This is a genomic window from Terribacillus sp. JSM ZJ617 (genome assembly GCF_044383785.1).
Classification (GTDB): Bacteria; Bacillota; Bacilli; order Bacillales; family Amphibacillaceae; genus Terribacillus.
In genome coordinates this window covers 240,731-263,202 of the sequence record NZ_JBISEQ010000002.1, presented here as the reverse complement: position 1 = coordinate 263,202, position 22,472 = coordinate 240,731, and the positions used below count along the sequence as shown (strand labels likewise).

Annotated in this window: 22 protein-coding genes; all 22 read right to left on the bottom strand. The window is 45.0% G+C overall.

The window, feature by feature from the left end; genetic code table 11:
- Positions 1-54: 54 nt before the first annotated feature.
- Positions 55-1,302 carry a competence/damage-inducible protein A gene (locus ACH6C1_RS07575; protein ID WP_374076066.1) on the bottom strand — a complete coding sequence of 416 codons (1,248 nt, stop codon included), beginning with the start codon at positions 1,300-1,302 and terminating at the stop codon, positions 55-57.
- A gap of 1 nt (position 1,303) precedes the next feature.
- The gene (gene pgsA / locus ACH6C1_RS07570; protein WP_095223181.1) at positions 1,304-1,882 is read right to left on the bottom strand and encodes a CDP-diacylglycerol--glycerol-3-phosphate 3-phosphatidyltransferase; all 579 of its coding nucleotides are present in this window, start codon (positions 1,880-1,882) and stop codon (positions 1,304-1,306) included.
- A 75-nt stretch (positions 1,883-1,957) separates the two neighbouring features.
- On the bottom strand, positions 1,958-2,884 hold the full coding sequence (locus ACH6C1_RS07565; protein ID WP_374076063.1) for a helix-turn-helix domain-containing protein: 927 nt from the start codon (positions 2,882-2,884) through the stop codon (positions 1,958-1,960).
- 28 nt (positions 2,885-2,912) lie between these two features.
- Positions 2,913-3,668 carry a DUF3388 domain-containing protein gene (locus ACH6C1_RS07560; protein WP_095223179.1) on the bottom strand — a complete coding sequence of 252 codons (756 nt, stop codon included), beginning with the start codon at positions 3,666-3,668 and terminating at the stop codon, positions 2,913-2,915.
- Positions 3,669-3,830: 162 nt separating this feature from the next.
- Positions 3,831-4,091, bottom strand: coding sequence for a DUF3243 domain-containing protein (locus ACH6C1_RS07555; RefSeq protein WP_095223178.1), 261 nt, complete (start codon positions 4,089-4,091; stop codon positions 3,831-3,833).
- Between the two features lie 78 nt (positions 4,092-4,169).
- Positions 4,170-4,883, bottom strand: coding sequence for an elongation factor P 5-aminopentanone reductase (gene ymfI, locus ACH6C1_RS07550; protein ID WP_374076060.1), 714 nt, complete (start codon positions 4,881-4,883; stop codon positions 4,170-4,172).
- A gap of 2 nt (positions 4,884-4,885) precedes the next feature.
- Positions 4,886-6,175, bottom strand: a complete 1,290-nt coding sequence (yfmH, locus tag ACH6C1_RS07545) for an EF-P 5-aminopentanol modification-associated protein YfmH (RefSeq protein WP_374076058.1) — start codon at positions 6,173-6,175, stop codon at positions 4,886-4,888.
- Positions 6,168-7,454 (bottom strand): EF-P 5-aminopentanol modification-associated protein YfmF, encoded by a 1,287-nt coding sequence (yfmF, locus tag ACH6C1_RS07540; protein WP_374076056.1) that lies wholly within the window; start codon positions 7,452-7,454, stop codon positions 6,168-6,170. The genes yfmH and yfmF overlap by 8 nt, the downstream gene beginning before the upstream one ends.
- A 163-nt stretch (positions 7,455-7,617) precedes the next feature.
- Positions 7,618-8,571 carry an ABC transporter permease gene (locus ACH6C1_RS07535; protein WP_374076054.1) on the bottom strand — a complete coding sequence of 318 codons (954 nt, stop codon included), beginning with the start codon at positions 8,569-8,571 and terminating at the stop codon, positions 7,618-7,620.
- Position 8,572: 1 nt separating this feature from the next.
- Positions 8,573-9,616 (bottom strand): ABC transporter permease, encoded by a 1,044-nt coding sequence (locus ACH6C1_RS07530; protein ID WP_095223173.1) that lies wholly within the window; start codon positions 9,614-9,616, stop codon positions 8,573-8,575.
- A complete protein-coding gene (locus ACH6C1_RS07525) occupies positions 9,616-11,148 on the bottom strand; it encodes an ABC transporter ATP-binding protein (protein ID WP_095223172.1) in 1,533 nt (510 codons plus the stop codon). Before ACH6C1_RS07525 ends, ACH6C1_RS07530 begins: the two co-directional genes overlap by 1 nt.
- 150 nt (positions 11,149-11,298) lie before the next feature.
- The gene (locus ACH6C1_RS07520; protein WP_095223171.1) at positions 11,299-12,378 is read right to left on the bottom strand and encodes a BMP family lipoprotein; all 1,080 of its coding nucleotides are present in this window, start codon (positions 12,376-12,378) and stop codon (positions 11,299-11,301) included.
- A 214-nt stretch (positions 12,379-12,592) separates the two neighbouring features.
- Complete coding sequence (locus ACH6C1_RS07515) at positions 12,593-14,899, bottom strand: FtsK/SpoIIIE family DNA translocase (protein ID WP_374076050.1); 2,307 nt, start codon at positions 14,897-14,899, stop codon at positions 12,593-12,595.
- Between the two features lie 152 nt (positions 14,900-15,051).
- Positions 15,052-15,261 carry a YlzJ-like family protein gene (locus tag ACH6C1_RS07510; RefSeq protein WP_366249633.1) on the bottom strand — a complete coding sequence of 70 codons (210 nt, stop codon included), beginning with the start codon at positions 15,259-15,261 and terminating at the stop codon, positions 15,052-15,054.
- A complete protein-coding gene (locus tag ACH6C1_RS07505) occupies positions 15,258-15,989 on the bottom strand; it encodes a ClpP family protease (RefSeq protein WP_095223168.1) in 732 nt (243 codons plus the stop codon). The genes ACH6C1_RS07510 and ACH6C1_RS07505 overlap by 4 nt, the downstream gene beginning before the upstream one ends.
- A 100-nt stretch (positions 15,990-16,089) precedes the next feature.
- Positions 16,090-16,953 carry a 4-hydroxy-tetrahydrodipicolinate synthase gene (gene dapA / locus ACH6C1_RS07500; RefSeq protein ID WP_374076047.1) on the bottom strand — a complete coding sequence of 288 codons (864 nt, stop codon included), beginning with the start codon at positions 16,951-16,953 and terminating at the stop codon, positions 16,090-16,092.
- A 35-nt stretch (positions 16,954-16,988) separates the two neighbouring features.
- The gene (dapG, locus tag ACH6C1_RS07495) at positions 16,989-18,200 is read right to left on the bottom strand and encodes an aspartate kinase (RefSeq protein WP_374076045.1); all 1,212 of its coding nucleotides are present in this window, start codon (positions 18,198-18,200) and stop codon (positions 16,989-16,991) included.
- A 9-nt stretch (positions 18,201-18,209) separates the two neighbouring features.
- Positions 18,210-19,259 (bottom strand): aspartate-semialdehyde dehydrogenase, encoded by a 1,050-nt coding sequence (locus ACH6C1_RS07490; protein ID WP_095223165.1) that lies wholly within the window; start codon positions 19,257-19,259, stop codon positions 18,210-18,212.
- Between the two features lie 118 nt (positions 19,260-19,377).
- Positions 19,378-19,968 (bottom strand): dipicolinate synthase subunit B, encoded by a 591-nt coding sequence (locus tag ACH6C1_RS07485; protein WP_095223164.1) that lies wholly within the window; start codon positions 19,966-19,968, stop codon positions 19,378-19,380.
- Positions 19,969-19,982: 14 nt separating this feature from the next.
- Entirely contained in the window at positions 19,983-20,861 is an 879-nt protein-coding gene (gene dpaA / locus ACH6C1_RS07480) for a dipicolinic acid synthetase subunit A (RefSeq protein WP_374076042.1), read from the bottom strand.
- A 149-nt stretch (positions 20,862-21,010) separates the two neighbouring features.
- Positions 21,011-21,241, bottom strand: a complete 231-nt coding sequence (locus ACH6C1_RS07475; RefSeq protein ID WP_038560328.1) for a YlmC/YmxH family sporulation protein — start codon at positions 21,239-21,241, stop codon at positions 21,011-21,013.
- Positions 21,242-21,257: 16 nt separating this feature from the next.
- Complete coding sequence (locus ACH6C1_RS07470) at positions 21,258-22,472, bottom strand: M16 family metallopeptidase (protein WP_366249900.1); 1,215 nt, start codon at positions 22,470-22,472, stop codon at positions 21,258-21,260.

The window sequence follows — 22,472 nt, the reverse complement described above, 5'->3', positions numbered from 1 at the left end:
AAGACAATTCATTCAGGTAAAAAGAACATTTATCCGCTTCAAACAAGTGTCAAATCACGATTTTAAATAATGGAACAGCATATCGAAGCCTTTCTTCACCGCTTGCGCCCGTACACCTTGACGCGAGCTCCGAATGGAGAGCTCCGTAGTACGTGTCTGTTTGCCTTTTTCATGGAGGCTGATATAGACAGTTCCAGGCTCCTTACCTTCGGAACTATCCGGGCCGGCAACACCAGTGAAACTGATACCGATATCGGCTCCCGTAAGGCGCACTGCATTTTCGGCCATTTCAATGCTGCATTGCGCACTTACAGTGCCTTCCTTCTGGATCGTTTCCTCCTTCACGCCAAGCACGTGCTGTTTCATGCTAGGTGCATACGTGACAAAACTGCCAAGGAAGACCTCGGAAGCGCCGCTCAAGGAAACGAGGGCATCCGCGAACAGTCCGCCTGTCAGGCTTTCTGCACTGGCCAATGTAAACTGCCGTTTCTTCAGCAGCTCGAACACTTGCTGCTGAACAGATGTTTCATCGTAGCCGTAAAAGTATTGACCGACGCGCGCCATCACTTCTTTTTCAATGACATCGATCAAACGGTCAGCTTCTTCCTTCGTTTCTGCACGGGCTGTAAGCCGCACAGCAACTTCCCCTTCAGAGGCATACGTTGCAATCGTTGGATTTTCCTGTACTTGGATCAAATCAAGCAAGTCCGTTTCAAGCTGTGATTCCCCAATTCCGATGAAATGAAGCAAGCGGGACTGCAACACAGATTGAAGCTGATATTTCTCACGAACATAAGGCATAACATGATCAGACATGATCTGCTTCATTTCACGAGGAACACCTGGCATAAACGCCCATACCACTCCATCATGCTCTACAAGCATGCCTGGCGCCATACCGACTGTATTTTCCAGTACTTTTGCACCTTCAAAAACACGGGCTTGCTTATGGTTGTTCGGAGACATCGTACGGCCTCGTTTAACAAAGAACTCTTTGATACGATCCATGGAAACTTTGTCTTCATGCATCTCTAGGCCGGATATGAGCTGAAAGGCTTCCCTTGTCAGATCATCCTCTGTCGGGCCGAGTCCGCCAGTTACGAGCACCAGGTCTGCATCACGCTGCGCTTTTGCGAAGGACGATTGCACACGAGCAAGATTATCGCCTACCACGTGATGATAAAATACGTTGATTCCGTTATCAGCCAGTAGCTTGGAAATCCATTGTGCATTCGTATTGTTGATTTGACCTATGAGAATCTCTGTTCCTACAGCTATCACTTCTGCATTGATTTGCTTCATTTTATTTCGACTCCTTCATGACACTCCAGTTTCTAACAAAGTAGTCGACTCCAGACACGACCGTCAGAATCAGTGCAAGATACAGGCATATCGTAGCAAACGGAAAACCGAGATATGAAAACGGCCAATTATGCAGCAGCAATGCGCTGATAGCAACAATTTGAACCGCCGTTTTCTGCTTACCCATTTTACCTGCTGCCATTACAAGACCTTCACCTGCGGCAACAAGACGCAATCCTGTAACAGCAAATTCACGGCTGATGATGACGATTGTGATCCAAGCCGGCGCTAAGTCTAATTGTACCAGTAAAATGAGCGCAGCTGAAACAAGTAGCTTATCTGCTAGTGGATCAAGGAATTTCCCAAGATTCGTCACCAGATTATATTTGCGGGCATAGTAACCATCCACCCAGTCAGTACATGATGCAATGATGAATAAAATCGCCCCAGCCAAATGGTTCACTGGGAGTGTTGTGTCACCAATATCGATTGTTCCCCAATCAAATGGAACTGCCAGCAGGATAATGAAAATCGGGATCAGGAAAATTCGGGATAAAGTAATTTTATTAGGTATATTCATGTCTGCCTCCTATGTATGTACAGATAAACATAAGTTAAACCCTTTCCATAAACGTAAAGGGTTTAACTTTTATCATTATTTCTTGATATTTACCGTAATGGTCTGAACATCATTATCAATCGGGAAAGTCAGTTCCTGACCATTGATCTCCAGTTTTGTTGCTCTGGCAAAACCAGTTCTGATGGAAACTGTCTCTAAATCACTTATGTCCTGCTCAACCGGTTCACTTCCGGAAGCGATGGTGCCAGTGTAAACATTGCCGGCGTTATTGCCATCGCCGACTTGCAGCCACGCATCTCCATCTTCTGCAGAAAGTTTCAATGTTACTTCATCACCGGCATTTTCCAGTGTATAAGTTGTAACAGGGTTGCTGGCAGTACCTTCTTCGTCCACAGAAAGTTTTGGTTCTGCCTGCTCCTCTTCCTGCTGTGCTTGCTCTTCTTCAGCAGCATCATTTGCTTGCTCCTCAGAGTCAGCAGCTTGTTCAGCATCGGATTCCTGCTCAGCAGACTGATCACTCTCAGGTGACGTTACCTGATCTTCATTCTGCTGCTGGTTAGCGGAATTATTATCATTATTATCGTTAGATCCGCCTGCATAAATGAAGACGACAACAATAATAGCTGCCAAAACAATCAATCCGATGATGATGGAAGATAAGTACGGAATGCCTTTGCGTTCCTTGCGGGGAGGCCTGTCATTTTCCCGAACGCGGCTGCGTTCCTGGCGGGAAGGTGCCTCACTCTCTTCCTGAACCGGGGCAGCTGCTGTTGCTTCCTGCTGCTGTTGTTTCGGTTCGAGCACTTCATCTGGATTAAGTCCTACTGTCTGCGCGTATTCCTTAATGAAAGCACGTGTGTAGAATTCACCTGGCATGACGCTGTGGTTATTCTCTTCAATCGCTTTCAAATAACGCTTTTGAATTTTGGTGCGCTGTTGTACGTCTTCCAAAGTCATTCCTTTGGACTCTCTTGCCTCCCGGAGCTTTGCACCAATGTCCATTAATACCACCATCCATCTTTAAAATTGCTTAAATCTGTCTGAATTCCGGCTCATAAATGATTTTTTCATCATCGTGATTCCGAAGTTCAATAATATAATCGAAATCATCCAATGTAAACTCCGTATCCCGGACGAATATATCTGGATGTTCGATTACCTTGGCTACAGGGAGCCGCATCACTTCGCGTACTAGCTCCCAATGACGCTCACTCGCGCGGCTTGTCGAAACAATTCCGTCGATGATAAAGAGGTTGTCCTCATTGTATTCATCCTGCAGCAGCTGGTTCCTGGCAGTTTGCTTCAGTAGGGTGCTGGAGACGAATAGCCAGCGTTTATTGGCACTGACACTGGCAGCGACAATCGATTCCGTTTTCCCGACACGAGGCATCCCACGTATTCCTATTACCTTAGAGCCTTCCTGTTTAAACAATTCTGCCATGAAATCGACCAGAAGTCCGATTTCACTCCGGACAAAACGGAATGTCTTCTTATCATCCACATCCCTATGTATATACCTTCCGTGCCTGACAGCAAGCCGATCTCGAAGCTTCGGCTCCCTGGACTTTGTGATATGTACATGTTCCATCGTCCGCAGAATGGAATGGAGACGAATGATCTGTAATTCCTTTTCTGCCGAAAGCAGCATGCCACGCCGTTGGTTCTCCACCCCATTGATCGTCTTGATGTTGATGGATAACATACCGAGCAAAGAAGAGATGTCCCCTAATAATCCCGGCCGGTTATGCTGGATTTCATATTCCAAGTACCATTCCAATGTTTCCATAGAAAAGCTCCTTTACAGGAAAATAGCGTCATATATAACGAAAACCTATTATTACTATAAAGGAAAACGGTAGATTAGAAAAGCCATAACAAACTTATTGGAAGCTACAAAGAAAACCTGCTTCTTAGAAAGAAGCAGGCTTCAATGAAGTTGGCCGCTTATTCAGCGTGTGTGGCCATTGTCTTGGACAAGCTTTACCATAATGTTGGCGATTGCTTGCTTCTCATCCTGGGATGCGACAGTCCAAAGGTCACGAAGGATTTTTTCTTCTGTGTTCTTTGCGTCTACTTTCGTCGCAAGATAATCCCCGATTTCATATGCAATGCCAGAGACAGTATCGTTCTCCATCCCTTTGCTTTGCGCCTGATGCAGGCGATCACCTAGGAAGTCTTTCCAAGAATCAAAATTATCAAGAACAGACATGGTGTATTCCTCCTTCATTAGCTTGCATCTTAGCTTTTGACAGAAGGGGATAACTTATACAAAAAATATGACTTAATTTCACCAGCCGCCGTTTACTTGAAGGGCGTGTCCGTTCACATAGGAAGAATTATCACTCAGCAGGTAACTGACAGCATCCGCTACTTCGCTAACTTGCCCGAAACGGTCCATTGGAATATCTCCTGTCAGCTGCATCTTTTCTTCCTGAGATAGATGGCTGTTCATCCCAGTTTCGATCGCTCCCGGTGTTACAGCATTAACTCGTACACCGTTTGTACCGGCCTCTTTCGCCATACCTTTGACAAAACCGATTTGAGCAGCTTTGACACTGGAATATGCGACTTCAAAGCTCGCCCCTCTTTCTCCCCAAATAGAAGAAACAATGACGATTTCCCCTTTTCTGCGTGCAAGCATCGGCGGCAGAATATGCTGGCATATCCTCCATGGCGCTTTTACATGCACCGCAAGCAAGTCATCCATCTCTTTGTTCGTCATATCCTGGAACATGCCATAATGGGCCATACCGCCAGCATAAACGAACTGATCGATCGGAAAAGACAGAAAACGGAGAAGCTTCGTCAAATCAGCTTCTTCTGTCAAATCAGCTTTGACTGTACCGAGCACACTTTCCGATATATCATGGCAAAGTGCTTCCATCGCTTGTTCATTTTTATTGTAATGAAGCAATAGCTGATGCCCTTCACTGGCAAGCTGACGGGCGCAAGCAGAGCCGATAGCTCCGCTTGCGCCCGTAATGAAAATAACCTTGCCCATGCTTATGCCTCCTGCGGCAGGATCTGGCATACAGCCAACCGATTTTCACTGAACCAGCTTTTCAGAAAATCATTTGCATCGGCCGCAGTCAGTTTTTCGATTGCTGGTACAATATCGAACAGATCCACCCCAGCAAGATGATACTGGATGAAACGATTGGAAACAAACTCCAAGCTGTTCATTGCTCTTAGCATCTGACCAATCGTCTTTTTCTTCATCCGCTCCATTTCCGCTTCGGAAACGGTATGATCTTTCATTCGCTGCAGCATTCCTTTGACTGTATCAGCAAAGCGGTCCGGCTCTTTCGTATTACCGCCGATGATGGAGAAGCCAAAGTTTTTCTCCAGACTCGTTTCGAAGCCGAAGCTGTCATCAATTAAATCATCCTTATATAATTCCTCATAGTAGACGCCGCTCTTGGAGAAATAATAATCCAGTACCATATCCGTTAGCAATTCTTGTTTCAGATACGATTCCGGAGATGCATAATCAGTGTTCTCTTTTATCCCGACCATGCATTTTGACACACTGACCGGCATGCGGACTTGTTTTTTCATTTCTGCCACAGTTTCAGGCTCTTCAGGGAAGAAGCGCTCGATCTTAGCAGGTGGTGCGAATGTCTTGCTATCCTGATTTGCCCGGATAAGTTCAATCATTTTCTCTTCATCAATATTGCCTGTCACGAACAAGGTCATGTTCGATGGATGATAGAATGTGTTATAGCATGTGTAGAGATCTTCTTTCGTAATTTCCTGAATGGATTCCACAGTCCCTGCTATATCAATTCTTACAGGGTGGGATTGGAATAGGCTTTGGATGGTACCAAAGAAAGAGCGCCAATCTGGCTGATCATCATACATACGAATTTCCTGAGCGATGATACCTTTTTCCTTTTCAACCGATTTATCTGAGAAATAAGGATCCTGCACAAAATCAAGCAGGGTTGTCACATTCTCTTCTATATGTGAAGTCGCAGAAAATAGATAAGCTGTCTGCGTGAAGGAAGTGAAAGCATTTGCAGATGCACCTTGTTTGGTGAAGTCCTGAAACACGTCCCGATCCTCTTTTTCAAAAAGCTTATGCTCCAGGAAATGTGCAATACCTTCTGGTACGGTAATTTTCTCTTTGCCATCAAGCGGAACGAAGGTCTGATCGATAGATCCATAATTCGTTGAGAAGATCGCGTATGTTTTCGCCATCTCCGGCTTCGGCTGCAAGAACACCTTCAGACCGTTAGGCAGCGTTTCTGCGTAGATGGATTCCTGTAATTGTTCGTAGTGTTTCTTATGCATTCTTCTCAGCCTCCTTATTCGTCAGCAAGTATACAGTATCCAATTGGACTTTTTTCGCAACTTGAAGTACATCGTCCAGGCTTACTTGTCGGATGGTATCGAGCATCTGCTCGATCGTTATATTTTTGTTCCCCATCACTTGTTGGTATAACGTTTCAATATGACCTGCCGGGTTGTCGATTGTCTCCAATATTTGACTGACGATTAAATCTTTTATTTCTTCAACTTCTGATTCTTCAAATTCTCCTGCCTGCATGGCTGCAAGCTGGGCATCGATGATTTCCTTTGCTTTCTGATAATCTTTCGGATCAATACCGGAGAAAACAAATAACAGGCCTTTGTGACTCTCAAATCGTGAAGCAGCATAATAAGCAAGGCTGTGTTTTTCCCTGACATTCCGGAACAGTTTCGAGCTTGGGAAGCCGCCGAATAATCCATTAAACACCTGCAGCGCTGCATAATCAGGATCGTCGTAACGGATATTCGTCCGATAACCAAGGTGAAGCTTGGCTTGCTGTACATCCTGCGCCTCGATTACTTCCTTTACATCAGCAGAAGCTGGATGTACAGAAGCTGTTCGTTCGTCATGGGAAGCGATATCTCTTTCCAGGAATGGCTGCACGGCCTTTTCGGCAAGTTCTCTCTCTACATCTCCAAGAATGTAAATATCCATTTTGTCCTGCTTCAGCATTTTCTCATAAAAACCATACAGCTTGCGGCCATCCATGTCCTTCAGTTCATCTTCATACCCGTGCACATGAAGGCTGTACGGTTCGCCTTTGCACATTTCATCGATAAGACGCATATTCGCATAGCTCATCTTATCATCCTTCAAAGCAACCATCTTTTGTTTCAGCGTTTGCATTTCGCGTGAAACGATAGACTCTGTGAAGGCTTCATTCTCCGCTTTTGGTTCAAACAAGATTTCACGGAGCAGATCAACTGCTTTTTCGAAGAGCGGAGTCCGGTCGCTCAGATAATTCTCATTGGCAACATCGAGACGAAGGGTGATGATATGCTTCTCGCCCTTTTTCGTACCAGAAATAGACAGGATAGCACCATACAAGTCGTCGAGTTTGAGACGTAATGCACGCGCATCCGTTAGATTGGCTGTACCCTGCTGCAGTACATATGGAAGCAGTGCTCTTGCCGTGATAGTCTCCCGCTCAAGCGGCGCCTGTAGCTTTACGGCTATACTGATTGTCTTATATTTTTTAGTCGGTATAAGGTGCAGCGTCGCACCTTTTCCTGTGATGATTTCTTCTCCTGCGATTTTCATAAGGAACCTCCCTGACTTCTGTTATGTATAGCTTCTCTAGTTTTGCTTATATATATCCGACAATCCTCGCTATGATTACCATATTAATGAAAAAAAGCCCAGAAGTAAACGAATCGGTTTGCACAAAAAGACCCGATGCCTAAAAAGCATCGGGTCTTTCGTCTTAGCGGCTTCCTTTTATATAAGGAACACCGCTTGCTTTTGGCGCTACCGAACGGCCGATGAATCCTGCCAAAGCAAGAATGGTCAGTACGTAAGGTGCAATCAGCAAGTAAACTTGCGGTACATTTTCAAGCAATGGAATGGAAGAACCAACAACGCTTAAAGACTGGGCAAAGCCGAAGAACAAAGCTGCTCCCATTGCCCCAAGCGGGTTCCACTTTCCGAAGATCACTGCTGCAATCGCCATGAATCCTTGACCAGCAATTGTAGATACAGAGAAGTTCTGAGATATAGTCATCGCGAACACTGCACCACCGATTCCGGCGAGTGCACCAGATATGATTACGCCGATATATCTTGTCGTATATACTTTGATACCATTCGTGTCTGCTGCCATTGGATGCTCCCCAACTGCACGGATACGAAGACCAAATGGAGTCTTATAAAGCACATACCATGCAAGGAAGGAAAGAACAATAGCAACATACGACGTAACATACATATTGTTAAAGAACATATTACCGATCACAGGAATGTCGACCAATAATGGAACGTCCGTTGTATAAATCGGCTGTGATATGAAATCCGTTTGGCCTTTTCCGAATATCTGTTTGATCATGAAAACACCAAATCCAAGTGCCAGCATGTTGATCGCTACCCCTGTAACCGTCTGATCTGCACGGAAAGTGATCGTAGCAACCGCATGGATCAAGGAGAATAGCATACCGGCAACCATAGCAACCAATATGGAAATCCAAGGTGTGGCCGTGCCTAAAGCATCAGCATACATCAAATTGAACGTTACCGAAGAGAAAGCCCCTATGACCATGAGGCCTTCCAAGCCGATATTGACAACGCCAGAACGCTCACTATACACACCGCCCAATGCGGTGAAAATAAGAGGAGCGGCAAAGAACAGCGTTTGCGGAATAATGGAATAAAGTATATCCAGCATTTTATTTTTTCTCCCCTTTTTTCAATTGCAGCAGTGCCCAGCGGATGATGAAGCCGGAAGCAACAAAAAGAATGATCAATGCAATGACGATTTCGATGATTTCATTTGGTACACCAGCTGTGGACATATTAAGTGAGCCCACTTTCAGGAATCCGAACAAGCTGGCTGATAATACGACGCCGAACGGGTTGTTTCCGCCTAGAAGCGCTACCGCGATACCATCAAAACCAAGGTTTGAGAATGCTGTATTCGTGAATGCATTACCGAAGCTTCCAAGACCTTGCATTGCCCCAGCAAGTCCTGCGAAAAGACCCGAAATCAGCATTGAGATGACAATGTTTCGTTCCACTTTCATACCTGCATAATTGGAGGCATGCTGGTTGTAACCTACGGCTTTCAACTCATACCCGATCTTCGTGCGTTCAAGGATGACCCACATAACCAGCACCATCAATAGTGCAACGATGAAACCAAGGTGCAAACGGGATCCTGTTAATCCGATCAGGAAATCATTAGTCAAAGAGGCAGTTTGTTTAACTGGCTCTGTTGTCTCCTGGTTATCTGTCAGCACAGATCGGATCAGATAGTTCGTAATATGAAGTGCGATATAGTTCATCATGATGCTGACGATAACTTCATGGACACCGAGCTTCGCTTTCAAGATACCCGGAACAAAAGCCCAAAGTGCTCCTGCAGCAGCTGCTGCAAGAAGTGCTAATGGCAGATGGATAAAGGCTGGTGCATCAACAGCAGTACCTACCCATACAGCCGCAACCCAGCCGACTAGCACCTGACCTTCAGCACCGATATTGAACAATCCGGTACGGAAAGCAAAAGCGATTGCCAAACCGGTCAGTATATATGGTGTGATACGGTTAACAGTTTCCGACATGAAGAACGGGCTGTCAAAAACGCCATTCCATAGTGCCTGATAGCCGAGAATCGGATTATAACCGAATATAAGCATGATGATTGCACCGGCAACCAAACCAAGGATGACCGAGATGATTGGTATGATGAAATTGAACTTTGTGCTGGAAAACATTAGTTTTGCGCCCCTTCTTTCTCAAGCTTCGAACCTGCCATCAATAATCCGAGCTCCTGTTCATTTGTTTCCTTCGGATTTACTGTTGCAATGATTTTCCCATCGAACATAACAGCAATACGATCACTTACATTCAAAATCTCATCTAGTTCGAACGAAACGAGCAGGACAGCTTTTCCTTGGTCACGCTGTTCGATCAGACGCTTATGGATGAATTCAATGGCCCCTACATCAAGACCACGTGTCGGCTGAGCTGCGATCAACAAATCCGGGTTACGGTCAATTTCACGACCAATGATTGCTTTTTGCTGGTTACCCCCGGATAGAGTGCGCGCTTTCGATAAATGACTAGGAGTACGAACGTCGTATTCCGCAATCAGGGCTTTTGCTTTATCGAAAATCCGTTTGAAGGACAGGAAGCCGCCAGTTGAAAAAGGCTTTTGGTAATATGTTTGCAGTACAATGTTTTCTCCGATAGAGTAATCAAGCACGAGACCAAGCTTGTGGCGGTCCTGGGGGATATGCCCTACTCCGCTTTCCGTAATGGCGCGAACTGGCATATTGGTAATATCCTGATTTTTCAATGTGACTTTGCCTGCTGATTTCTTACGAAGTCCGGTTATTGCCTCAATTAATTCTGTTTGACCATTTCCGTCTACTCCGGCAATTCCGACAATTTCGCCTGCTCTGATATCAAGATCCAGTTGTTTCACCATGTCCACATGCCTGGAATCCTGTACTGTCAGACCTTCAATGGAAAGAATTGTTTCTTTTGGTTCGGCTGGTTTCTTCTCCGTTGAGAAGCGTATTTCACGGCCTACCATCAAGGAAGCCAGTTCATTCGGGTTCGTTTCGGATACAACAACTGTTCCGATACCCTGCCCTTTCCTGATTACCGTACAGCGATCACAAACTTCCATGATTTCTTTCAGTTTATGTGTGATCAAAATGATAGACTTGCCTTCTTTGATAAGCGTTCGCAAAATAACGATAAGCTCTTTTATTTCCTGTGGTGTCAATACAGCGGTAGGCTCATCCAGAATGACCACATTTGCACCGCGGTACAATGTTTTCAGGATTTCCACACGCTGCTGCATACCAACGGAAATATCGCTGATTTTCGCTGTGGCATCCACTTGCAGACCGTAACGATCTGAAAGTTCCTGCACTTCACGAACCGCTTTTTTCATATCAATCTTAAGCCCTTTTTTCGGTTCACTGCCAAGCACGATATTTTGTGCAACTGTGAAGGTGTCGATAAGCATGAAGTGCTGGTGCACCATTCCGATACCTAATCTATTGGCAACATTCGGATCATTGATTTCGACTTTCTTTCCGTCTACGCGGATCTCTCCCTTTTCCGGCTGATAAAGACCGAACAGGACGTTCATCAATGTGGACTTTCCTGCGCCATTTTCTCCTAGCAGCGCATGGATTTCTCCTTTTTTCACTTGAAGCGTGATGTTGTCATTGGCGACAATTCCGGGAAATTCTTTGCGAATGTTCAGCATTTCGATTACATAATTCTCCATATTTTACACTCCTTCTCGGAATTACGAACTTTCTTTGATTCTGTTCAAAAAAAAATCGTCAAATGAAGCGGGGAATTGTCTAATATAGACGCTTCAGTTGAAGATTTTTTTATAAAGGGCTAGAGTGCGTACTCTAGCCCTTCTGGTTTCTTATAGAGAATCTACATATGCTTTCAGTTCGTCATCCGTAGTTGGAGCAGTTACATCACCATCGATGATCTTTTGCTTCCATTCGTCTACAGCTGTTTTGATATCGTCTGTGTATGCTTCTTTGTTTGTTTCTGCAATACCGATTCCATCATCTTTCAAACCGTAAGATACGATTTCTCCACCAGGGAAATTGCCATCTTTGGACTTCTGCGCAACATCAGCTACTGCAACATCAACAGCTTTCAGCATGCTTGTAAGAGTCACGTTGTTGTCCCCAATTTGGCCTTCATCATACTGGTCACGGTCAACACCGATTACCCAGTAGTTTCCTTCTGGATCATTGTTTTTCAAATCTTTTGCTTGTGCGAATACACCGTTACCTGTACCACCGGCAGAATGATAGATTACATCTACGCCAGAGTTGTACATGTTGGATGCAATCAATTTACCTTTGTCAGGAGCACCGAAGGAACCTGCATACTGTACATCCACTTCGATATCCTTATTGACTGATTTCGCACCAGCTACGTATCCTGCTTCGAACTTCTTAATCAATTCACTTTCTTCTCCACCAACGAAACCGATTTTACCGGATTCAGATTTCGTCGCTGCAGCTACACCTGCTAGGAATGAGCCCTGCTGCTCTTCGAATACGATGCTCGCTACATTATCTTTTTCTACGACGGAGTCAATGATGGCAAAATGCGTTTCTTTGTTCTGATCAGCAACTTTAGTGATATCCTCTGCAAGCTTGAATCCAACACCGAAGATTAGATCCGTATTAGATTGCACAAGGCGATTCAAGTTGGTTGCATAATCAGATGCACTGTTAGATTGAAGGTAGTCATAGCCTTCTTTCTCTTTTAGGTCGTTGTCTTCACCGAATTGTGTAAGACCTTCCCAAGCAGACTGGTTAAATGATTTATCATCAATACCGCCAGTATCTGTTACCATAGCTGTTTTAAAGCTGTTGCTCTCGCTTCCGCCCTGCTCGGAGCTGCCGCCGGATCCACATGCACTAAGCACGACACCTACGACAAGAAGCAAACCTAAAAGTACTGCATAACGACGCATTTTCAAGATAGTAACCCCCAAATATAGATTAATAACTAAGTTGAAGCCTGATACATAATTAGTAGATTAATAGGACATAATTACTACAATCCGCTTCACTCGAACATAATATAACATGCTTTTTACATAAAATAAATACTTATTTTACAAAAACACGAATATTGTCGATTTTTTTGGGTTGATTCAACTACTTTTTGATACTTTTCTTGAAAATTATGTCCTACGATAGTTTGTCCTCCGCCGACTTGGAAACCAACACCTGCCGTGGCTTACTCCCCTCATAAGGTCCTACTACTCCCCGCTCTTCCATTGCATCTATCAACCTAGCCGCTCTCGTATAACCGATGCGGAATCTGCGCTGCAGCATGGAAACACTGGCACTTTGCATATCTGTTACTAAGAAGACAGCATCATGGTAAAGTTCATCCTCCACCTCTGACTGTACTTCCTGTTCTTCATCTGGAATCATATCTGTCTGATATTGTGCTTTTTGCTGTTCAATACAATGATTTACGACATTCTCCACTTCCTCATCGGAAAGGAAGGCCCCTTGAATACGGGTCGGCTTTGAAGAACCAACCGGTATGAACAGCATATCTCCTCGTCCGAGCAGCTTTTCAGCTCCGCCGCCGTCCAGGATTGTCCGGGAATCGATTTGGGAACTAACGCTAAAAGCGATACGTGACGGGATGTTGGCCTTGATGACGCCAGTTATAACGTCAACAGACGGACGCTGGGTTGCGATAATCAAATGTATCCCCGCAGCACGTGCCATCTGTGCAAGTCTGGTAATGGCATCCTCCACCTCGCTGGAAGCGACCATCATCAAATCGGCAAGCTCATCAACCAGTACGACAATGAATGGCAGGAAAGGCTGCTCTTCATCATTCAATTCATTCTGCTTTTGGATGTACGCATTATACCCTTCGATATTTCTAGTACCAGAATCTGAGAACAGATCATATCTGCGCTCCATCTCGGCTACAACTTTCTTCAATGCCCTGGATGCTTTTTTCGGATCCGTCACGACCGGTGTCAGCAAGTGGGGAATGCCATTATACACATTCAGCTCCACTTTTTTCGGATCAATCATCATCATTTTCACTTCATGCGGTTTGGCCCGCATCAGGATGCTGGTAATGATGCCGTTGATACATACACTTTTCCCGCTTCCAGTAGCACCAGCTACAAGCAAATGGGGCATCTTGTTAAGCTCTGCCACCACTGATTCTCCAGATATGTCACGACCAAGCGCAAAGCTCAGCTTGGATCCGGCTTTCACTTGACTGTTATCCAAAACCTCACGCAGCGATACACTTGCTACTTCTTTATTCGGCACTTCGATTCCAACAGCTGATTTACCTGGTATCGGCGCTTCAATCCGGATATCCTTCGCTGCCAGGGCAAGCGCTAAATCATCGTGCAGGTTGACGATCTTGCTTACTTTCACACCGGTATCCGGATATACTTCATATTTCGTCACTGCTGGACCCACATGTACCTTGCTTACTTTTGCCTTGACTCCAAAGCTTTGGAACGTCTGCTCGAGCTTACGTGCAACAGCCTGAATCTGCGAGCGTTCCTGTTTTTGGCTATTCTTCTTGGGCTGTTTCAGCAACGTGATGCTAGGTAGCTGATAATCCCTGTTTTCCAGCTCAGACGCCGGCAGTGCCTCTTTCTCATCGGTAGATTCTTCTTCTATCTCTTTTGGTTTCTCTTGTATTGGTTCGATGATTTCTGGCTCAGGATCTGCGTAGGCAATATTCGTGAAATCCTGGATGATTGGTTCCTCATGAATAGGCTCTGGCTCTGCCTCTGCTGCTTCTTCCTTTTCTGCTAATACCTGCTGGCGTTTTCGCTTCCTCTGCGGTCGTTCCGTTTTTTTGCGCTCCTTTGTTTCCGAGAGCTTGTCTTTCATTTTATCTGATGTAGCATTTGCTCCTTTTCTCAGAAGCGCGAACAGCTTTTGAACTAAGGAACTGAGGGACGTATTGGTTAAAATCAGAATTCCGATTACTACCAGGAAGAAAGCGATGATCTTAGCACCTGTTGCAGAAAGCAGGTAATAACTTAATGCGAAAAGGATAGCCCCTATCATACCTCCGCCCAGAGCCGCTGGATCGATCGTGTCCTGCACATAAGCTAAATAATAATTCCAGCTTGTCTTGATGATCGATGGCTGCTCCACCTGACTCAGCTTATCCTCAAACGCCTGGATGTGCGTGAATAGTAAAATACCAGCGGTGATTGCATATAATCCGATCAGTTTCTTATGAAGCAGATTCGGTCTTTTACATCTGGCCATCAAGTAGATGCCGACCCCACCCATAAATACTGCAAGCAGGAAATACCAGCTTCCAAAGAAGAAGCGGAACAAATGCTCAAGTGCGTTTGGTATTGCCCCGTCACTGATTGCTCCTGCCCCGCTGCCGAATACAGCAAGAAATACTAATAATAACCCAATTACTTCAAAGCTCATTACTTGCTTGAACTTAGTTTGTCGTTTTTTTGTTTTTCGTTTAGCCATTTTAGGGAATCTCCTTGTTTTGCATTGCTTATGTACTTCTTTAGATGTAAAGAAAACCCCTGCCAACGACAAGGGTTTTCTACTTTGTACGTCAATTTGCCATCTGAATTCAGTATAACATAGCTGACAAAAAGACGAACGTACGTATTCATTTATAAGGAGAACAATTTTCCTGGTGCACAGTTTTCATCAAGAAAATCGGCAGGATCTGTCGACATAAGCTGGTGAACACGGTACATACCGTTTCCCAAATGTTCAGCTTGAACTGTTTTTCCATTGTATTGAATAATTTGGTGAGCCTCAAATTGGGTTGTCTCTACAGGGAAAATATCTTCCGGTGCGAGCGGCGTGTACAAAATCATTGCAATTCCCCGTTCAGGGATGCTTTTCGCTGCTCCATCAATTCATTCAGCTTTTTCATCGCATGCTGTACTCCACCGACTTCATGGATCAGCCCGTAGGAAACTGCATCTGTTCCGACAACATTCGTACCGATGTCACGTGTCAGGTTCCCTTTCGCAAACATAAGCTCCTTGAATTTATCTTCGGTTATCGAAGAATGAGAAGTGACAAAGCTGATGACGCGGTCCTGCATCTTATCCAAGTATTCAAAGGTTTGAGGAACACCTATGACCAGGCCTGTCAGTCTGATTGGATGGATTGTCATCGTCGCTGTTGGTACGATAAAGCTATAGTCCGTACTTACGGCTATAGGCGCCCCGATGCTATGTCCGCCCCCGAGAACGATTGATACGGACGGTTTGGAGAGGGATGCAATCATCTCTGAAAGTGCGAGACCCGCTTCGACATCTCCTCCGACCGTATTCATCAGTACAATCAATCCCTCTATTTTCGGATTCTGTTCGATTGCGATCAATTGGGGAATGACATGCTCGTATTTCGTTGTTTTATTTTGTGGCGGCAGCTGCATATGTCCTTCTATCTGACCGATGATAGACAGCACGTGTACACGGGAATCAGGTGCCTGGGCAACCGATGTCTGGCCGAGCTGCTGGATTTTCTCTAGGATGGATTTACCGCCGGATTCTTCGTTTTCATTCTCTTGGTTATCATTACGTTCCTTTGCCATAGTCCTAGCTCCTTTCCATACTTGCTTTTAGTATGGACAGTGAGCGAGGCAACATACATAAACAAAGAAGCAGGAGGACTCCTCCTGCTTCTTTGTTCATTTATTTCAATAGCTTACTGATATTCTCTTTTTCTTCTTCAGATAGTTCGACTAGCGGCAAACGCACACCGCCTACTGTGATACCTTTTTGGTTCAGCGCTTCTTTCACTGGTGTCGGGTTCGGAGCTTGGAACAATCCTTGCATTACCGGCAGGATCTGCTGATGAATGCGTGCAGCTTCTCCGACGTTGCCAGCTTCATATGCCTGCAGCATAGCCTGCATTTCGTTACCGACAATATGGGAGGATACGGATACGATTCCATTACCGCCGATAGCAGCTACTGGCAGAGACAAATCATCATCACCGCTGTACAGACTAAAATCATCAGGCGTACCAGTAATGACCTTCGTCATACTGCTCAAGTCACCAGTGGAATCTTTCACAGAAACGATATTCGAAATTTTCGATAGTTCCATAACTGTTTCCGGTTCGATCTTTACAACAGAGCGACCTGGAATATTATAAAGCATAATAGGCAGCTTCGTACTATCTGCAACTGCTTTAAAATGCGCATATAATCCTCGCTGGTTTGGTTTATTGTAATATGGCGCAACGATCAGCGCCGCATCGACACCAATTTCTTCTGCCTCTTTTGTAAGATCGATACTCGCTTGCGTGTTGTTACTTCCTGTTCCAGCTATGATCGGAATCCGTCCGTCGACTGTTTTCACTGTATGGCGGAATAAAGAAAGCTTTTCTTCATGGGAAAGCGTTGGCGATTCGCCGGTTGTACCAGCTACCACGACGGCCTCTGTTCCATTCTCAATCAAATAGTCGAGTAAACGAGTAGTTGCATCAAAATCAATCTGACCTTGATTATCGAATGGAGTTACCATTGCTGTAATAACTTTACCGAATTTCATCGTAAAACCCCTCTGCCTTCAACAATTATCATGTCTTATAGACTAAGCTCGAATGTCGCATGCAGCGCATTCACTGCTGCTATAAGATCTTTTTCGTTAATCAGTACCCAAATAGTTGTATGGCTATCCGCAGATTGCAGGATATCGATTTCTTTATCCGTCAATGTTTGGACAATTTTCGCCGTCACTCCAGGTATACCTGTCATACCAGCACCGACTAGGGATACTTTCGCACAGTTGTTAATCACTTTCGGCTCAAGTCCAAGCTCACCAAGGATATCCTGCGCAAGCATCACCTGCTCGGCAGCAATCGTATATACAACACCATTTGGCGAAATATTGATAAAGTCCACAGAAATATTTGCTTCGGCCATCGCTTTGAAAACACGGGACTGTGTTTTATAAGCATCCGTATCCGTTTCGATCTTGATTTGAGAAATACCGGCAAGATGCGCGATACCGGTAATCAGCCGGTCAGGAATATCCTTGCCTGCAAAATTGTCCCTGGACGATGTAACAAGCGTTCCTTCTGATAGCGAACCTGTGGATCTGACACGCATCGGAACCTTTGCCTGCATCGCAATTTCAACTGCACGCGGATGTACCACTTTTGCACCTTGATAAGCCAAATTACATATTTCCGTATACGTGACAACATCCAGCATACGTGCTTCTTCAACGACACGCGGATCGGCTGTCATGATTCCTTCTACATCCGTGAAGATATCGACATACTCTGCTTGTAAAGCAGCGCCGAGTGCAGCTGCGGAAGTATCGCTTCCGCCCCGGCCTATTGTAGTGATTTCTCCATCCTCTGTCATACCTTGGAAGCCAGCTACGACAACGACATCATGTGTCTCTAGCTCCTCCCAAATACGTTCAACTCGCATTTCTTTGATTTTGGCAGCTGTGAATTCTTCATTGGTAATAAAGCCAGCTTGTGCCCCAGTCAATGCAGCAGCTCGGATTCCTTTAGCATTAAGCGCATTCGAGAAGACGACTGATGAGATGACCTCACCGCATGATAGCAGCAAGTCCTTCTCACGTTTTGATATATGCGTCTCACCTGGAATACCGACCAATTGCAGTAAGGAATCAGTTGCATAGGGATCAGGATATCGCCCAATCGCAGATACAACGACCACTACTTTATTCCCTTCCTGGAGCGCCGTTTCAATATGCTGGATGGCTTCCGTCTGATTATCCCTAACAGACGTACCGCCAAACTTCTGGACTAACACTTTCATTTCTACACCTCAGACTGTAAGCAAGTTATGTTGGATCAAGCGTTCTGCGATTTGGACACTATTCCACGCCGCACCCTTCAAAAGGTTATCGGAAACGATCCAAAGGTGGAATCCATTGTCATGATCCGGATCCTTGCGTACTCTTCCTACAAATACTTCTTTCTTGCCAGCTGCAGAAAGCGGTGTTGGGTAAGTCTGTGTACTTGGATCATCCTCCAGCACAATCCCTTCAGCCGCAGCCAGTTTCTCCTGGATTTCTTTAACAGTGAGACCGTTCTGGCCAAGCTCGACATAAACGCTTTCTGCATGGGAAGTGAAGACCGGCAGTCGTACACAAGTCGCCGAAACATGAAGATCCTCTGCATGCATTATTTTTTTCGTTTCATTGATCATTTTCATTTCTTCATATGTGTAGCCATTGTCTTGAAAGACATCGATTTGCGGCAGCGCATTGAATGCTACAGGGAAGTGGCGTTTATCCCCTTTGACTGGAAGGACGCTTGCTTCCATGTCCTCGCCATTCAGGAATTGCTGTGCCTGATCTTTTAATTCGTCAATTGCCACTGCTCCAGCTCCGGATACAGCTTGGTAAGTAGAGACGATGATTCGGGAAAGACCATAAGCTTCTTTCAACGGCTCAAGCGCCGCCACCATCTGGATAGTGGAGCAATTCGGGTTAGCGATGATTCCTTTATGAAGCTTCAAATCACCTTCATTAACTTCAGGTACTACTAGAGGCACATCCGGATCCATACGGAATGCACTTGTATTATCGACAACTACCGCTCCTCGTTTTGCTGCTTCCGGTGCCAATGCTTTGGATACAGATCCGCCAGCAGAGAATAATGCGATATCCACACCTTCAAAGCTTTCCGGTTTGGCTTCCTTTACTGTATAGCTTTTGCCTTTGTAATCTATTTGCTGTCCAGCAGATCTGCTGGATGATAATAAGGATAGCTCGCTGATCGGAAAATTGCGTTCTGCGAGAGTTTCCAGCATTTTTTGGCCTACAGCGCCTGTCGCGCCTACTACTGCGATATGATAACCTTGCTGTGTCATGAATAACCCTCTCCCTGTCTATCTAAATGGATACGTATACTGGTTGGTACGCTATTTGATTTTAACGCTAGCACTATTCTATCACAATTTTTCTATCATAGGTTACCGTTTAGGGAGTTTAGGAAAAACGTTGGACCAGCACGGGCTGCAGCTGCTTGTATTGCAATGCGGCTTCAATCGTTTCCGGAAGTTTTGTCATATCGGCAACAAGGGAGTTTGGCTTCTTATACGGGTCGTCTTGTCCGAATGGTACGAAATACATATATTTTGCTGCCATCAGGCGCATCAAGTTAACTCCATTCAATCCAAGGGCATCATTTGTACTGATTCCCAGTACGATTGGTTTCTCATTGCGCAAGGTTGCTTTTGTCGCCATCAAAACCGGACTATCCGTGAGCGCATTGGCAAGCTTCGACATACTGTTGCCTGTAAGCGGGGCTATGACCATGCAATCCAGTGGTTCCCGCGGTCCTAGAGGCTCTGCTTCCGGAATCGTTTTGATTATCTTCGTTTGTGTCAGATCGCTAATTTTCTGCAAATGATCCTTCGCATCTCCGAAATACGTATCAGTGAATTGAACCGTGTTGCTGACAACCGGCACCACTTCCGCTCCAAGTTTCACCAGCTGTTCGATCTGTGGAAATATCTCACTGTACGTACAATGGGAGCCTGTAATACCGAAGCCGATCCGTTTTCCTGCTAAACTCATAAGTTAATCCTCCTTCAGCTGTTGGTTAAAATCTGTTTAATGACGACGGACAATATATTTCCAGCAGTTTTAGGGGCGACGATACCAGGCAGGCTTAATGCATGGATTGCTTCGATTCCTCGTTTTTTCGCATAGTCGAAGTCTACTCCGCCCGGCTTGGAAGCAAGATCGATGATCAGTGTCTGGACAGGCAGCTGTTCGATGATTGCTTTCTTTACGACAAGGGCTGGTATGGTATTGATCAGGATATCAGTATCCTTTACCATTTCCGGAAGGCGATCGAGGAAGAACGCATGCATTCCCATTTCACTAATCCGTGCTATATCAGCATCGTGGATTGATCCGACCTGCACATTGGCGCCAAGTGCATCGAATTTGCTTGCCACACTTATACCTACACGACCGAATCCAAGTACAACGACCTTGGAGCCATGAATGGTGAAATCAGTATGTTTGATTGCAGTCATGATAGCTCCCTCGGCAGTCGGAATGGAATTATAAATTGCGACGTCATCTCTGTCGAACAAGGAAATAAGACGCAAATTCCGTTTCTCGCATAATTCCGTCAGATAGTCATTTGTAATACCAGTAAAAATGACACAATCCTTAGGCAGTTGATCTACCCAGCTTTCAGTCAGCTGAATATTCTTATCGGAGAATACTGTTTCGATCTGTCCATTAGAGCCAACTCCGGGAATCGGAAGAATAACCGCATTTAGACTATGCGGATCTATGTCCTCTAACTCCCGCTGGATACCGCCGGTGAAGCTTTTACTGATTTGTTCGAAGCCCACCGCAAATACAGATGCATTCGCACTGCATTGCAAGCTGCGAATCATCTCCAAGTAGCGGGCATCACCGCCAAGGACAGCGATAGTCAATTCAGTGGTCAAACTCTCACCTCGCTCTGCAGCGTATTTTATTAGATCTTCATCAAGAGATTAGTTGCTTTCGAGTTATCATATGAGGATTACCGTAAGGAGTGATTGAATTGGGGCATAGTGCAAACACAAAAAAAGCCAGTGCGTTATGCACTGGCTTTTTACGTCCGTATTAAAATCATATGTTTTCCGATTGTCTGGATTTCCTCCCAGGCAATGCGATTATCGCTGCCTTCCTTGCGCAACCCGAACCATTTGTAATTCGGTATGAGAAATGCATCGATTTTTCCTGTGACAGGGTTGAACTCTATATCAGTCTGACCAAGCACACCTAAACGCTCGCCGTTGTTCACATCAATGATCTCTTTATCACCTATGTCCTTGAAACGCAAAGCAGATCAGCTCCTTTTATTTTGGTGCAACAATCGCTCTTGCTTGTTCTTTGCCGAATATCTTCTGGATGACAGCATTGACATCATCCATCGTCACATTATCGATTTTCTCAATCAATTCATTCAAGGAAGGGTGCTTGCCGAGCAGCAATTCATTACGGCCATTTCGGCTCATTCTGCTGTTCGTACTTTCCAGCCCAAGCATATAATTCCCTTTCAGCTGCTCTTTCGTATTGCGGAACTCTTTGTCAGTGATGCCGTCAGCCTTCAGTTTTTCCAGCGTCAAACGGATCGTTTCCTGAAGCTCATCCAGCTGTTCTTTACCCGTTCCAGCATAGATAGTCAGCATGCCGCTGTCCAGGTACGTACTATGGTAGGAATACACGGAATAAGCTAAACCTTTCTCTTCTCGCACATCCTGGAATAATCTTGAGCTCATGCTGCCGCCCAGTACATTGTTCACAACCATCAGACTATAGCTAGCCGGATCGTCCAGTTCCAAACCTTGATACCCAATCGTTAAATGAGCTTGTTCGGTTTCTTTGGATCGGCTGATCGTATTTGGTGTAAATGGCGGTACATCAAGCGCTTTATGGGCAGATTCAGCTTGGAATGTTCCAAACTGGTCTTCTACAGTCTTGATGAAAGATTCATCCACATTTCCAGCGACAGAAATAACCATCTTCTCCGGCACATAATGAGACTCTTTGTAATTTCTTACTGACTCACTTGTGAAACTCATAAGTGTGCTTTCTGTACCGAGAATAGGCAATCCAAGCGGATGTTTTCCGTAAGCAGCTTCTGCCAGCCAGTCGTGGATAATATCATCCGGCGTATCTTCTGCCATCTTGATTTCTTCTAAGACAACTTTCTGCTCTTTCACAATTTCCTCTTGTGCAAATTGAGATTCAAAGAACATGTCAGCTAGGACTTCCAGTGCGTATTCCTTATGTGTATCCAACACTTTCGCGTAATAGCATGTATACTCTTTAGAGGTGAAAGCATTGACCATGCCTCCGATGGCATCGAAAGCTTCCGCTAGTTCTTTGGCGGATCTATTTTTCGTTCCTTTGAAAAACATATGCTCTAAAAAGTGTGACAAACCGTTATTCTTCTCTTCTTCATTTCGTGAACCAGTCAAAATCCAAATGCCGATCGTTACGGAACGTACCGATGGCATGTTTTCTACTACAACTCGTAGTCCATTTTTGCAAGTGTGCGTCTGCAGCAA

Bases quoted from the DNA above. Each gene is read 5' to 3' on its own strand.
- ACH6C1_RS07535 (WP_374076054.1), bottom strand. From the start codon at position 8,571: ATGCTGGATATACTTTATTCCATTATTCCGCAAACGCTGTTCTTTGCC.
- pgsA (WP_095223181.1), bottom strand. From the start codon at position 1,882: ATGAATATACCTAATAAAATTACTTTATCCCGAATTTTCCTGATCCCG.
- ACH6C1_RS07560 (WP_095223179.1), bottom strand. From the start codon at position 3,668: ATGGAAACATTGGAATGGTACTTGGAATATGAAATCCAGCATAACCGG.
- ACH6C1_RS07525 (WP_095223172.1), bottom strand. From the start codon at position 11,148: ATGGAGAATTATGTAATCGAAATGCTGAACATTCGCAAAGAATTTCCC.
- ACH6C1_RS07565 (WP_374076063.1), bottom strand. From the start codon at position 2,884: ATGGACATTGGTGCAAAGCTCCGGGAGGCAAGAGAGTCCAAAGGAATG.
- dapG (WP_374076045.1), bottom strand. From the start codon at position 18,200: ATGAAAGTGTTAGTCCAGAAGTTTGGCGGTACGTCTGTTAGGGATAAT.
- ACH6C1_RS07490 (WP_095223165.1), bottom strand. From the start codon at position 19,259: ATGACACAGCAAGGTTATCATATCGCAGTAGTAGGCGCGACAGGCGCT.
- ACH6C1_RS07515 (WP_374076050.1), bottom strand. From the start codon at position 14,899: ATGGCTAAACGAAAAACAAAAAAACGACAAACTAAGTTCAAGCAAGTA.
- yfmH (WP_374076058.1), bottom strand. From the start codon at position 6,175: ATGCATAAGAAACACTACGAACAATTACAGGAATCCATCTACGCAGAA.
- ACH6C1_RS07530 (WP_095223173.1), bottom strand. From the start codon at position 9,616: ATGTTTTCCAGCACAAAGTTCAATTTCATCATACCAATCATCTCGGTC.
- ymfI (WP_374076060.1), bottom strand. From the start codon at position 4,883: ATGGGCAAGGTTATTTTCATTACGGGCGCAAGCGGAGCTATCGGCTCT.
- ACH6C1_RS07555 (WP_095223178.1), bottom strand. From the start codon at position 4,091: ATGTCTGTTCTTGATAATTTTGATTCTTGGAAAGACTTCCTAGGTGAT.
- yfmF (WP_374076056.1), bottom strand. From the start codon at position 7,454: ATGAAAATCGCAGGAGAAGAAATCATCACAGGAAAAGGTGCGACGCTG.
- ACH6C1_RS07575 (WP_374076066.1), bottom strand. From the start codon at position 1,302: ATGAAGCAAATCAATGCAGAAGTGATAGCTGTAGGAACAGAGATTCTC.
- ACH6C1_RS07505 (WP_095223168.1), bottom strand. From the start codon at position 15,989: ATGGCAAAGGAACGTAATGATAACCAAGAGAATGAAAACGAAGAATCC.
- ACH6C1_RS07510 (WP_366249633.1), bottom strand. From the start codon at position 15,261: ATGATTTTGTACACGCCGCTCGCACCGGAAGATATTTTCCCTGTAGAG.
- dapA (WP_374076047.1), bottom strand. From the start codon at position 16,953: ATGAAATTCGGTAAAGTTATTACAGCAATGGTAACTCCATTCGATAAT.
- ACH6C1_RS07485 (WP_095223164.1), bottom strand. From the start codon at position 19,968: ATGAGTTTAGCAGGAAAACGGATCGGCTTCGGTATTACAGGCTCCCAT.